The 13529-nt window shown below is 67.8% G+C and carries 9 protein-coding genes and 2 pseudogenes; 7 read left to right on the forward strand and 4 right to left on the reverse strand.

What is annotated here, in order from left to right; genetic code table 11:
* Positions 1-160: 160 nt before the first annotated feature.
* The 5 genes from C7T91_RS07545 (at position 161) to manD (ending at position 7257) form a co-directional block, all read left to right on the forward strand.
* Positions 161-2083, forward strand: coding sequence for an ABC transporter substrate-binding protein (locus C7T91_RS07545; protein ID WP_108258855.1), 1923 nt, complete (start codon positions 161-163; stop codon positions 2081-2083).
* Positions 2084-2222: 139 nt separating this feature from the next.
* Entirely contained in the window at positions 2223-3209 is a 987-nt protein-coding gene (locus C7T91_RS07550; protein WP_108258720.1) for an ABC transporter permease, read from the forward strand.
* Positions 3206-4351, forward strand: a complete 1146-nt coding sequence (locus tag C7T91_RS07555) for an ABC transporter permease (RefSeq protein ID WP_108258721.1) — start codon at positions 3206-3208, stop codon at positions 4349-4351. The genes C7T91_RS07550 and C7T91_RS07555 overlap by 4 nt, the downstream gene beginning before the upstream one ends.
* Positions 4348-6039, forward strand: a complete 1692-nt coding sequence (locus C7T91_RS07560) for an ABC transporter ATP-binding protein (RefSeq protein WP_108258722.1) — start codon at positions 4348-4350, stop codon at positions 6037-6039. Before C7T91_RS07555 ends, C7T91_RS07560 begins: the two co-directional genes overlap by 4 nt.
* Positions 6040-6051: 12 nt before the next feature.
* Positions 6052-7257, forward strand: a complete 1206-nt coding sequence (manD, locus tag C7T91_RS07565; protein ID WP_108258723.1) for a D-mannonate dehydratase ManD — start codon at positions 6052-6054, stop codon at positions 7255-7257.
* Here manD and C7T91_RS07570 read toward each other — a convergent pair.
* A complete protein-coding gene (locus C7T91_RS07570) occupies positions 7220-8542 on the reverse strand; it encodes an FGGY-family carbohydrate kinase (protein ID WP_108258724.1) in 1323 nt (440 codons plus the stop codon). The genes manD and C7T91_RS07570 overlap by 38 nt on opposite strands.
* Positions 8543-8815: 273 nt before the next feature.
* On the opposite strand from C7T91_RS07570, the gene C7T91_RS07575 reads away from it, so the two are divergent.
* Both C7T91_RS07575 and C7T91_RS07580 read left to right on the forward strand, forming a co-directional pair.
* Entirely contained in the window at positions 8816-9496 is a 681-nt protein-coding gene (locus C7T91_RS07575) for an FAD-dependent oxidoreductase (protein WP_108258725.1), read from the forward strand.
* A gap of 212 nt (positions 9497-9708) precedes the next feature.
* Positions 9709-9901: pseudogene (locus C7T91_RS07580) on the forward strand (hypothetical protein); the annotation flags it as partial.
* A gap of 327 nt (positions 9902-10228) precedes the next feature.
* Here C7T91_RS07580 and C7T91_RS33375 read toward each other — a convergent pair.
* The 3 genes and pseudogenes from C7T91_RS33375 to C7T91_RS07595 all read right to left on the reverse strand — a co-directional run bounded on the left by C7T91_RS33375 (position 10229) and on the right by C7T91_RS07595 (position 13500).
* A complete protein-coding gene (locus tag C7T91_RS33375) occupies positions 10229-10783 on the reverse strand; it encodes a hypothetical protein (RefSeq protein WP_201742026.1) in 555 nt (184 codons plus the stop codon).
* Between the two features lie 103 nt (positions 10784-10886).
* Positions 10887-11438: pseudogene (locus C7T91_RS07590) on the reverse strand (IS110 family RNA-guided transposase); the annotation flags it as partial.
* 808 nt (positions 11439-12246) lie between these two features.
* Positions 12247-13500: a hypothetical protein gene (locus C7T91_RS07595; protein ID WP_108258727.1), complete on the reverse strand. Its 1254-nt coding sequence runs from the start codon at positions 13498-13500 to the stop codon at positions 12247-12249.
* Between the last annotated feature and the right edge of the window lie 29 nt (positions 13501-13529).

Here is a 13529-nt window from a genome sequence, read left to right on the forward strand (position 1 = left end):
AAAATTTAAAGTACGATAGTTGACAGATAATGTACGATCTGGTGTCTATTCTACAACGTTCGGGAAAGGAGCCCGTGCGGAACTCAGGAGGAGGCAGCGCGGTCCGGCAAGGCCGGGCGCTGCATGGCCCCGTGTGCCGGGGCGGGAGGACTGTATGAAGATGCCAAGTTCCAAGTTGCGGATCGCCCTGGCGGGAAGCGTGGCGGCCCTGCTGCTGCCCGGCGGCGTCTTGGCCGACGATTATGCCCAGGCGCCGATGCTCGATGCCCGTGTCGCCGAAGGCACGCTGCCGCCGGTGGAGGACCGCCTGCCCGGCAATCCCTTCGTCGAGACGATGGTCGACGGGACCGGCAGCTATGGCGGCACGCTGCGCACGACGATCCTGGCAAATGGCGACCAGTACAACCTGACCCGCACGATCGCCAACGAACTCCTGGTGCGCTGGGATCCGGACTGGCAGCGGATCGTGCCCTCGCTGGCCGAGGAGGTGACGGCCTCCGACGATGCGACGACCTACACGCTCCGGCTCCGCGAGGGGCTCAGGTGGAGCGACGGCGCGCCCTTCACCGCGGATGACATCATGTTCTGGTACGAGGACGTGTTCATGAACGAGGCCCTGACGCCGAGCAAGAGCTCGGTCTTCATGGCCGCAGGAGAGCCGGTGGCCGTGACGCGGATCGACGATCTGACGGTCGAGTTCAAGTTCGCCGGCCCCTACGGGCTGTTCCTGCAGCAGCTGGCCTACGGACAGGGGCACCAGCCGGTGATCTACCCCCGGCATTACCTCGAGCAGTTCCACGAGGACTACAATGCCGATGGCATTCCGGCGCTGCTGGAGGTCGACCCGGCCGCGCATGACTGGGTGTCGCTGTTCAATTCCAAGGTCTCGCCGAGCTTCCAGCCGGTCTATTGGCAGAATGCCGAACTGCCGACCATGAACCCGTGGACCCTGACCGTGCCCTATGCCGATGGCGAGCGCGTCGCGGCGACCCGCAACCCCTATTACTGGAAGGTCGACCCGGAGGGGAACCAGCTGCCCTATATCGACGGCGTGACCTGGGCGAAGGTCGACGACCCGCAGCTGATGGTGCTGAAGATGACCTCGGGCGAGTTCGATTTCGCCTTCCGCCACATCAACAACGCCACCTTCCGCTCGGTGCTCCATGACGGCCAGGAGACCGGCAACTACCATTTCCTCGACGTGCAGGATCTGCCGGCCAACGATGCCGTGCTGATGCTGAACCTCAATGTCGAGGACCCGGTCAAGAACGCGGTCTTCAACGACAAGGATTTCCGCATCGCGCTGAGCCACGCGATCAACCGCCAGGACATCATCGACCTGATCTATGTCGGGCAGGGGACGCCGTCGCAGGTGGCGGTGAACCCGATCCACGAGCTCCACAACGAGCGCCAGTCGTCGCAATATACCGAATACGACCCCGAGCTCGCGGCCAGCCTGCTCGACGGGATCCTGCCCGAGAAGGATGCCGAGGGCTACCGGCTCGGGCCGGACGGCGCGCGTTTCACCATCAACTTCATGGTCGCCGATGTCTACGGCCTGTCCTATCCGGACATCATGCAGATGGTGCAGCAATACGCGGCCGATGTCGGGCTCGACATCCAGATCCGCACCACCGACCGCACGCGGCTCAGCACGATGTGGAACGCCAACGAGCAGGACGCCTATATCTGGAGCTGCACCGGCGGGCTGTCCGAAGTCTATACCGACCCGCGCTGCTACATGCCCTACCAGAAGGCGGACGTGTTCTTCGCCTCGAAATGGTCGGACTGGTACGCCGACCACGGCCGCGGCGAGGAGCCGCCCCAGGAGGTGCAGGACCTGATGGCGGCCTATGACGCCGTCACTGCCGCGGTCACCGAAGAGGACCGCAAGGCGCTGATGGAGAGCTTCCTCGAACGCTCCGCGGAGGCGTTCCTCAATATCGGCATCGTGCGGCCAGAGCCGAAATACATGATGGTGTCCAACGACCTGCACAACGTCAAGGACGGCATCCCGGTCAGCGGCATCCTCTGGCATCCGGCGCCGACGCTGAGCCAGTGGCATTTCGGCGGCAGCCGCTGACGGATCGCCGCGCCGGTCCATCCCGTCCGGCGCGGCTGCGTTCCGGCGGCGGCTTCCTCCCGCCGCCGGGCGTCCTTCCCGCGACCATGCCGATCCCGCCGGGCGCCTCCGGCCTCCCGGCAGACCAAGGACTGCTCCCATGCTCCCATTCCTGGCCCGGCGGCTGCTCTATGCCGTCCCGACGCTCTTCGCGGTGTCGGTCATCGCCTTCGTCATCATCCAGCTCCCGCCCGGCGACTACCTGACCACGCTGATGGCCGACTGGGCCGCGCAGGGCGGCGCGGTCGAGTCGGGCATGGTCGAGGCGATGCGCGAACGCTACGGCCTCGACCAGCCGATCTATGTCCAGTATTTCAAGTGGATGTCCGGGATCCTGCTGCAGGGCGATTTCGGCATGTCCTTCGAATACGGCCGCCCGGTGTCCGAGCTGATCTGGTCGCGGCTGGGCTTCTCCTTCCTGCTGGCCTTCCTGACGCTGCTCTTTGCCTGGGCGATCGCCGTGCCGATCGGCATCCTCTCGGCGGTGCGGCAGTATTCCGTCGCCGACTACATCGCGACCTTCATCGCCTTCGTCTTCCTCGCGCTGCCGAACTTCGTGCTGGCGCTGGGGATGATGTACGTGATGTCCGCCTATTTCGGACAGAGCGTCGGCGGGCTGTTCTCGGCCGAATACGTCGATGCCCCCTGGTCTCTGGCCCGGCTCTGGGATTTCCTCAAGCATGTCTGGCTGCCGGTCTTCGCCATCGGCACCGGCTCGCTCGCGGCGCTGATCCGGATCATGCGCGCGAACCTGCTCGACGAGCTGCGCAAGCCCTATGTCACCACTGCCCGCGCCAAGGGGCTGGACGAGTTCCGCCTGCTGATGCGCTATCCGGTGCGGATCGCTCTGAACCCGCTGATCTCTGCGCTTGGCTGGATCCTGCCCGCCGCGGTGTCGATGGAGATCCTCGTCTCGGTGGTGATGAGCCTGCCCACGACCGGGCCGCTGCTGCTGCGCGCGCTGCTGGCGCAGGACATGTACCTGGCCGGATCGCTGATCCTGCTGATCTCGGTGCTGACCATCATCGGCACGCTGATCTCCGACATCCTTCTTGCTCTGACCGACCCGAGGATCCGACTGCAATGACCGATACGTCCTCACCGATCGACACCGCCCCGCGCGATCCGGGCGCCGCGGAACTGGCCGTGGCAGGCCAGTGGACGCTGTTCTGGCTGCGCTTCCGTCGGCACAAGCTCGCCGTGGTCAGCCTGGTGGTGGTCGCCGCGCTCTATCTGGTGGCCGCCTTCGCGCAGTTCATCGCGCCGTCCGATCCGAACCAGACAAATGCCCGCTTCACCTATGCGCCGCCGCAGGCCGTGCAGCTGTTCCACGAGGGCCGCTTTGCCCCGCATGTCGACGGGCTGGCGATGACGGTCGACCGCGAGTCGATGCGCCGGGTCTTCGCGCCCGCGCCCGAGAAGCCGGTCTTCATCGAGTTTCTCGCGCCGTCCGCCCCCTACCGGCTGCTCGGGTTCTTCACCGTCGAGACCAAGCTCTTCGGCATCGCCGGGGCGCGGCCGGGCGACAGCCTGTTCCTGTTCGGCGCCGACCGGCTGGGCCGGGACATCTTCTCCCGCGTTGTCCACGGCGCGCAGATCTCGCTGTCGATCGGCCTTGTCGGCGTGTTCCTCAGCCTGGTCCTCGGCGTCGCGATCGGCGGCATCTCGGGCTTCTTCGGCGGCACCGTGGACGTGCTGATCCAGCGGCTGATCGAGCTTTTGCGCTCGATCCCGACGATCCCGCTCTGGATGGGGCTCGCCGCCGCGATCCCGGTCGGCTGGCCGCCGCTGAAGACCTATTTCTTCATCACGCTGATCGTCTCCCTGATCGGCTGGACGGCGCTGGCGCGCGAGGTGCGCGGCAAGTTCCTGTCGATGCGCAACGAGGATTTCGTGACTGCCGCGCGGCTCGACGGGATGAGCGAGATCGGCATCATCTTCGTCCATCTCGTGCCCTCCTTCACCAGCCACATCATCGCCACGCTGACGCTGGCGATCCCGACCATGATCCTGGCCGAGACGGCGCTGTCGTTCCTCGGCATCGGGCTTCAGCCGCCGATCATCTCCTGGGGAACGCTGCTGCAGGAGGCGCAGAACATCCGGGCCGTGGCGCAGGCGCCCTGGCTGCTCTTCACTCCGGCCGCCGCGATCGTCCTCGCGGTGCTGGCCCTGAACTTCCTCGGCGACGGGCTGCGCGATGCCGCCGACCCGCATGGAGCGATCTCATGACCCGGCCCCAGCCTCCGCTTCTGGCGGTCCGCAACCTGCAGACCTTCTTCCCGACCCGCCACGGCACCTTCCGCGCGGTCGACGATGTCTCCTTCACGCTGGAGCGCGGCCGCACCCTCGCCATCGTCGGCGAGAGCGGTTCGGGCAAGTCGGTCACCGCGCGCTCGATCCTGCAGATTGTCGACCATCCCGGCCGGATCGAGGGCGGCGCGATCGAGCTGGCCCGCGAGGACGGCACGGTGACCGACCTGGCGAAGCTCGATCCGCGCGGCCGCGAGATCCGCGCGATCCGCGGCAAGGAGATCGCGATGATCTTCCAGGAGCCGATGAGCTCGCTCTCGCCGGTGCACCGGGTCGGCGACCAGATCGGCGAGGCAGTCCGGCTGCACCGGAAGGTCACCCGCCGCGAGGAGCGCGACCGCGTCCTCGAGCTGCTGCGCCAGGTCGAAATCCCCGATCCGGAGACCGCGATCGACCGCTATACCTTCGAATTCTCGGGCGGCATGCGGCAGCGGGTGATGATCGCCATGGCGCTGGCCTGCGACCCGCGCGTCCTGATCGCCGACGAACCGACCACCGCGCTCGACGTGACCACCCAGGCCGAGATCCTCGACCTGATCCGCCGCCTGCAGGACAGCCACGGCATGGCGGTGATCTTCATCACCCATGACATGGGCGTGGTGGCCGAGATCGCCGACGAAGTGCTGGTGATGTTCCGCGGCAAGGTCCGCGAGAGCGGCCCGGTGGACGCGATCTTCCATGCGCCGCAGGACGGCTATACCCGCGACCTGATCGGCTCCGTCGTCAAGCTGGAGCAGAAGGCCGGGGCGCGCGTCCGGCCGGCACTGCCGCCCGCGGACCAGCCGCCGCTCTTGAAGGTCGAGAACATGTCGCTGACCTTCGGCAACGGCAAGACGGCGGTCGACGATGTCTCGCTGACCCTGCGCGAGGGCGAGACGCTGGGCATCGTCGGCGAAAGCGGCTCGGGCAAGACGACGATGGGGCGCTGCCTGCTGCGCATCTACGATCCGCAGCAGGGCCGGGCCGAGTTCCGCCGTGCCGACGGCCGGGTCGAGGACGTGCTCTCTGCCGGGCGGCATGGGCTGAAATCGATCCGCCGCGAGATGCGGATGATCTTCCAGGATCCGGTGGGCTCGCTCAGCCCGCGCAAGACGGTGGGCGAGATCATCGCCGAGCCGCTGAAGCTGGCCGGCATCCGCGGCAGGGCCTGCGAGGAGGAGGTCTGCCACCTGATGGAGCAGGTCGGCCTGCCGCCGGCCTGGCGCGAGCGCTATCCGCATGCCTTCTCGGGTGGCCAGCGCCAGCGCATCGGCATCGCCCGCGCCATCTCGGTCAAGCCGCGGCTGATCATCGCCGACGAGGCGACCTCGGCGCTCGACGTGTCGCTGCGCTCGCAGATGCTGGACCTGATGATGAAGCTGCAGGACGAGATGGGCCTGAGCTACATCTTCATCTCGCACGACATGTCGGTGATCCGCTACATGTGCGACCGCGTCGCCGTGATGTATCGCGGCCGCATCGTCGAGACCGGCGAGACCGGCCAGGTCATCGGCGCGCCGCAGGCCCCCTATACCCGCGCCTTGCTCTCTGCCATCCCCAATCCCGATCCGCGCAACCCAAGATTGCGCGCGCGGTTCCGCCACGTCCCCGAAGCGGCGCTGGCCTGAACGGAAACGACCATGAAAATCACCGACATCAAGATCATCGTCTCCTCCCCGGGGCGCAATTTCGTCACCGTCAAGATCTTCACCGACGAGGGGCTGACCGGCATCGGCGACGCCACGCTGAACGGCCGCGAGAAGGCCGTGGTGGCCTATCTGCAGGACCATCTCGTGCCGGTGCTCACGGGGCGCGACCCGCAGCGGATCGAGGATATCTGGCAGTATCTCTACAAGGGCGCCTACTGGCGGCGCGGCCCGGTCACCATGGCCGCGATCGGCGGGATCGACACGGCGCTGTGGGACATCAAGGCCAAGGCGGCGGGCATGCCGCTCTACCAGCTTCTCGGCGGCGCCAGCCGCGAGCGGCTGATGGCTTATGTCCATGCCCAGGGCAGCGAGATCGCGCAGACCGTCGAGGCGGTCGCGCGCCGGATGGAGGAGGGGTTCCGCGCGGTCCGCGCCCAGGTCGGCATTCCCGGCCTGCCCGCGGTCTACGGCACCGACAAGTCGGCGACCAACACGGCCGACCTGAACGGGCTGCCGCAGGAAGAGGTCTGGTCGACGCCGAAATACCTGCGCCATGTGCCGAAGCTCTTCGAGGCGCTGCGCGGCGACCTGGGGTGGGAGGTCGAGCTGCTGCACGACGTGCATCACCGGCTGACCCCGATCGAGGCGGCGCGGCTCGGCAAGGACCTGGAGCCGTTCCGGCTGTTCTGGCTCGAGGATGCGGTGGCGGCGGAGCACCAGGAATCCTTCCGGCTGATCCGGCAGCACACCGTCACGCCGCTGGCGCTCGGCGAGGTGTTCAACACTGTCTGGGATGCGCGCCTGCTGATCGAAGAGCAGCTGATCGACTACATCCGCATGACCACCGTCCATGCCGGCGGCGTGACGCCGCTGCGCCGGATCATGGACCTGGCCGGGCTCTACAATGTCCGCACCGCCTGCCACGGCGCGATGGACATGTCGCCGGCCTGCCTGGCGGCGAACCTGCATTTGGGGCTCTGGGCGCCGAATTTCGGCATCCAGGAATACTCGCCCTACATGCCCGAGACGCTCGATGTCTTCCCCGGCGCCTGGACCGTCTCGGACGGCCATCTGCATCCCGGCGAGGCACATGGGCACGGGGTCGAGATCGACGAGGCGCTGGCCGCGAAATTCCCCTACGAGCGGTCCTACCTCCCGGTCAACCGTCTGGAAGACGGCACGCTCTGGCACTGGTGAGGGCGCCGATCCCTTGCTGCCTGCGGCGGCCTGCGCCGCCTGCAGGCGGGTGCGCGCGGCGGCGTTGTGCCGCGTGACGCGGCCCGCCGCTGCCGCCGAGGAGGTACTCGATGTCCTGCCGGTGCGCGAAGGTGATGCCCTCGAACACCGCGCGCAGCACGTCCGGGAGCGCGCTGCCGGCCTGCACGCCAAGCAGCCCGGCGGGGGCCCCGCCTGCCCCGCCGAAGACGTAGGGAAAGAAGAGGATGCCGCAATCGCGGTCGATCGCGCCGTCCACCAGGTCGCTGCAGACCTCGTAGATCGACCGGCCGCGGGCGCGCGCGCGGGCGCCTTCGGCCTCCAGGAGCGCGGTGCAGACCCATTCGAGATTGCTTGCCGAGGTCGCCGCCGCCATCGTGCCGAGGAAGCGGTCTTCCAGCGGATAGGCGACTTTCAGCGTCGGCAGCGGATCGGCGGAGGGCGCCGCGAAGAGCCGGGAATTGATGCTGAACGTGCCGGCGACCACGCCCAGCTCGTCGGTGCGGGTCAGCCCCGAGGAGAGCGAGCAGGCCACGACGTCATAGACCCCGCGCGCCACCGGCGTGCCCTCGAGCAGCCCGGTCAGCGCCGCCGCCCCGGCCGAGACATGCCCCGCGATCTCGGCGGAGCCGCCGATCTGGGGCAGCTTGGCCAGGCAGCGCTCCAGTCCCGCGGCGCGGAAGGCGTCGGTGGAATATTGCCCGCGGGCCACGTCGGCAAAGCCTGCGCAGCCGGCATCGGTCGGATCGGTGGAGATGTCGCCGCAGAGCCGCAGCCGCAGGAAATCCTTGCAGGACAGCAGGTGGCAGGTGCGGTCCAGGACTTCGGGCGCGAAATCGGAGAACCAGCCGAGGAGCGCGAGGCTCTGGCCGGGCCAGACCTGCGAGCTGATCGCCCGTTCCAGCACCGGTTTCAGCCCGCTGCGGTCCCATTGCCCGACCGTCCCGGCCGCGCGCGTGTCTGTCGAGCCGATCCCCGGCCGCACGACCTCGCCCTTGCCGTCGACGAAATAGAGCCCGGCGCCATAGCCCGAGACGGAGACTGCCGCGATCTCTGCCGGGCCGGTGCCGCTGCGCTCTAGCAGCCGCCGGATCGCCTTGCAGGCGGCCCGCCACATCGCGTCCGGGTCGCGTTCGGTCCAGCCGGCATGCGGGAACCGGATCCGGTTCGGGCTGGTCTCGCAGGCGATTTCGTCGCCCGCCTCGTCGAACAGGGCAACCTTCGTCATGGTACCGCCTGAATCGATGCCCAGTAGCCGTGCTGCCATTCTTTCCTCCTCCCAAGGCGGGTCCGGGGACCCTTGCAACCGTCTCGTCCGTTGCCGGACTTGTTTTAACTTGTAGTTACAGGTTGGACTATGGCGGCAGGCTTTGCTTTAAGTCAAGGAAGCCTCGCCGAGACTAAGGTCGTAGTCTTATAGTATTTGTTCGCACATGCAGCATTGCGCGTGGCGCAGTTTTCCCTTGAAACTCCCGTCCGGCTTCGATCATCTTCCAACTTGTAATTACAGGATGGCCAAAAAACGGCCAGGGAGGACTTCATGGACAGCCGCGACCGGATCATCGCCCGCCTCAGGGAAGGCGCTTTCGACGGAGCCGTGCTGATCGCAGGGGGCGGCATAAACGGGGCCGGGCTCTACCGCGATCTCGCCGCGCAGGGCATTCCGGCCCTGCTCGTCGACAAGGGCGACTTCGCCTCGGGGACAAGCTCGGCGCCGTCGCGGCTGATCCATGGCGGATTGCGCTATCTCGAGACCGGGGAATTCGCGCTGGTCCGCGAGTCGGTGGAAGAGCGCAACCGGATGCTCCTGAACGCGCCGCACCTGGTCCGGCCGATCCCTGTCTGGGTCCCGGCGCTCAGCCGCTTCGGCGGTCTGTTCTCGGCCGGGCTGCGGTTCCTGCGGCTCAAGCGCAGCCCGGGAGACAAGGGATCGGCCGTGGTGCGGCTGGGCCTGTCGCTCTTCGACCGGTTCGGCGAGACCGACCGGACCATGCCGCGCCACCGCGCCGTGCCCCCGGGCGAAGCGCGCGCGATCCCGTTCTCCGCCGCGGTGCGGGCGGTCCTGGAATACTGGGATGCTCGGGTCACCTCGCCCGAGCGCTGCAGGGGGCCGCTCGCCGATGTTGGAGTGGCGGCGCTGCCGGTTGCAGGAGGTGGCCATGCATTCGAACAGCGCGGCTTTCGCCTCTTGGCGTGGCCCGAACTTGGGGTGGTGGACTAGCTCGTTCTTCAGTGAGCCGGGGACGCTCTCCATGGGGCGTTCCGCGCTTTCGAACGCTCCCCCGGACCGTGCGATCCGCTGGCGCGGACCAGTTTGAATTCGAGACAATCACCCATCCTGCTCATCGAAGCGGAGGCCTTCCAAGGGCGTTGCCGCAGAACGCAGCGGCTTCCGGGATTCTCGGCCTGAGACTGGCGGGTCGAGAGCCTCGCATGACGAAGCCTGCTGAGCCAGCCCGCTGCCGCACGACCAGCCGGAAATCCTGCGGTGAGCCGTTGCTGCGTCCCTGGTCCGGCTGCAACGGCGAACGCGTTCAAGCGGCGTGGGGCGCTGCTCGTCTGGCTGGACAAGGAGATCACCTGGCTCGCGCCGAAGGCAGGCAAGCCCGGGCGCCCGCCGGCCTTTATGCGTGGCACCGGGTTCGGACAGGCGCGCGACGTCCTGCTCCTTGACCTCGCCGGGGAAGCGGCGGCGGCGCTGTCTGCTCGTCGCGGTTCCTTTTCCCCGGAGCAATGCAACTCCCGGTCCCGGATCAGGGGCAAGCTCCGGCCACTCCGTGACTTCGGGGGCCAAGGGATTGCGGGGGCCTGGTCGTGGGGGCGCTCTCTCGGCGCTCAATTCGCAGTCCCGGATGCGGGGGCAAGGTCAGCGCCTGCGCGGCGTCGCCGCCCATGACCGGAAACGGGCCGGGAAGGGCGGCGGCTGCCGAAACGGGCGCCGCCCCGCGGAGGGTCAGGTTTTCGAGCGGCGCAGCACCGAGATCACAGACCGCAGCGGGCGGGTGGCCCGCCAGGACGTGCTGCTCTCGATATCCGCGATCCATTTCTCCAGCATCAGGCGCTGCTGCTCGGTCTGGGCCCGGAGATCCGCGGTCAGCGTCTCGTGCCGGGCCGTCAGATCCGCAGTCAGCTTTTCGTGCTGCTGCCTTTCGAATTCGAGCTCCGACTGCGTTCTGGCCGTATCCTGGCGCAGGGCGTCGAGCTCGGCCTTCAGCGCACGGCGCTGCGCGATCTGATCAACCAGCTCGGATTCCCGGCGCCGCAGCGTCGCGCGGAGATTTTCGCGCTCCGCCTCGCCGCTTTCCATGCCGGCCTGCAGCTCGGCCAGCTCCGCGCGGGTCCGCTCCAGCTCGCGCTCGGTGCGGGCCACCTTCCGGTCGCGTTCGGCCATAAGGTCTTCGGCCGTCGGACCGGTTTCCGCCGCCGCGATGCGCTCCTGGGCTTCGGCCAGAACCTGCGTCAGCCGGGCGGTTTCGCGGCGCGACAGCGCGGTCAGCTGGCGGCTCATCCGGTCGAATTTGGCCTCCAGGCCGCTTGATGATGACGCTGTTGGCGCCGATGATCGGCAGCCGCCTCAGCGGGCGCTCGCCCATCCGCGGCCTGCCGCCCGTCGAGCTGCGCGAGCGTTGCAATCAGGACCTGCAGGGAGGCTCGTGCCGCTTCCGGCAGGTCCGTGTCTTCGTCGGCGACGACCGCAACCAGGCCCGGACATTCGCAGCCCCCTGCGGCGCGACTCAGCCGAACTCGCCCAGATGTCCGCGGAGGCCATTTATCGCCGGGGTGCGCTGCCGGATCAGCAGCTCCCGGACACGGAAGACGCTGGCCGCCCCTTGCGTGTCCGCGCTTTTCACCGGGACGAAGCGCATGCTCGGCCGCTGGGCTGCCTCGCAGATCGCCTCCGCGTCCGCCGCGTCATTTTTCTGCCGTTTCATGAAGGGTTTCACATAGGCAGGCGGGATGAGCCCGACCTCATGGCCCAGCCTCGCAATCTCGCGGCCCCAGACATGCGCGCCGCCGCAGGCCTCCATCGCCACCAGGCAGGGCGGCAGCTGCGCGAAGAACACCAGCACTTCGGTCCTTCGGAGTTTCCTGCGCAAGATCCCAGCGTCCTTGACGTCGGCACCGTGGACCTGGACCGCATTCTTCGCCAACCTCTCGGCGATTGCTCTGCATCCGCCTGCCGGCCAGCGGATCGAGCCCGGCCGTGACAATTTCCGGCATGACCGCCTCCCAATTCGGAGTGTCGCGATCCCACCTTGGCACAGCTGATGCTGTCGGGGCGGTTGCAGTATCAATGCCGCGCGGCACCGCGCACGCCCCGCAGAGTGCTAGCGTGCTGCTGCGGCAGTCGATGCCGGGGCGGGCGGGAAACCGGCTCTGCCGATGAAATGGCAGGTGGTCCGCGGGCTTGCCGACGGGGGATGGCCGGCCATCGCTTCAGGCGGCAGGCCGCCGCCGCCCCAGCTTCATTGGCCGCCGCACCCGGTGCTGCCCGGATTTTAGACCTTTGTGCGGATGGCTCCGGCGGCGCTGCGGCAGGCGGAGAGAGGCGCCCGCGGGTCATTCCGTGGCGGAGCCCGCCGAACCTCGAGCGCCGTCACCTTGCGCCAGCCAATCCCGGCGAAGACCGCCCGGTCCAGGAGCACCGCCAAGCCGGTGATTGCGGGCCGTCGAACGCTGTCTCGTCCTTTCGCCTGAAGGACCTCGCCAGCCCACGCAGGATTGCCGCCCGGAGCAATTGCGCACCGATGGATCATCGTGCCGGAACAGGATCATCTGCCGGTGCGCGCCTGGAAACGGTCCAGGCGAAGGGGGCTTCCTTCGGCCCGGCTGCTCCAGCCCGGCAAGCCCATCATCGTGATCGCTGCACGGGGCATCGTGCAGCCGCCGGTTCGAGGCCGGTGCCGGATGGCCGGCCTCGCGGTCCCGAGGAGCCGCACGCGGCCAGACCGGATCACGCCAAGGCGTGCATCACGGAAGCCTTCCCAGCGGCAGGCCCCTGTCGCGTCCCGCCGGGCCGCGATCTGGCGAGGCGGGCCCCGGAATGCGGATGTCCTGCCCCCTGATCCCTATGGCCGCGCTGGCGCCGCCGCGCAGGTGATCGCTGCCGCTGCCGCCCGCGAGATAGTCGCGCCCCATGCCGCCCGAGAAGGTGGCGCCCTCCGAGCCGAAGATCGCACGGTCCGAGCCGTCGGTGCCGCTGGCGGGCTCTTGGCCGCCGCCGAAGACCGACAGGACATCGCCGCTGGCGCCTTCGCTGGCGATCAGCGAGACCGAGGCGAGCGCAAGGCCCGCAGGCGGCCCATTGTCCGCGATGAACCCGGCCAGGGTCGCGGCCTGCAGCCCGTTGGCGGCTTCCCATTCGGCGATGGTCGCGTAATCGGCCAGCTCGCCATCCTCGCTGGCCATCAGGCCGATGAGCTCCAGCCGTGGACCGACGAACCGCTCCTCGATCGAGGTTCCGAGGGCGTCGAGGGCGCTGATCGTCCCGGCGAGCTCGGCCAGCCCGGAATGGCCGCGGTCGCTCAGCCACAGCTCCGCCAGCATCAGGGCCGCGCCGGCGACGGTCTGCTCGAGATAGGGGATCTCGTATTCGGCAAGGTCGTCGTCGGACGTGTCGAGTTCGACGGTCCGGTAGCCGCCGGGCAGTTCGTAGAGCAGGCTGCTCCAGCCGAAGCTCTCCTTCGCCTGGTCTAGATAGAGCTGCGCCTCTGCCTTCCGCATCTCGGGATTGGTGCCATGGAACAGGTTGAACGGTTCGGGGGAGGACAGCCGCGACAGCTCTCCGCCGGTGATGTAGTAGGTCTGCCAGAAGGTTGCCGGCTGGCTGATGCTGGGATGCTTGAGCATCCAGTCGCGGTCGAGCCATTCGAGATAGGCCTCGGTCGGAAAGGTGTAGACCGCCGAAATCTCGGTCTTGTAGTAGTCCATCCCCATCCAGTCGCCATCCGGCGATCCGTTCGTCCAGTCCGAGGACTCGCCGGGATCGTTATAGGCGCCGTACCGGTACTCGCCGAGTTCGACGACGGTCTCCACGGCATTGCCGAGGGTCAGCGGCACATAGTATTTATCGGGATCGGTATAGCCGAACTTCGTGCCGTAGACCGGATCGTCATACAGGGTCTCGGGGAAGGGGGCTTCGCTATAGGTGACCTGGAACTCGACATAGAGACGGACCAGGGGCGAACTGATGTCGCCCACGTAGCGGGAAATCGAATAGGACACGACAGAAAATCCTGAACATTGCAAGAAAT

The organism is Mangrovicoccus ximenensis (assembly GCF_003056725.1).
GTDB classification, from domain to species: Bacteria; Pseudomonadota; Alphaproteobacteria; order Rhodobacterales; family Rhodobacteraceae; genus Mangrovicoccus; species Mangrovicoccus ximenensis.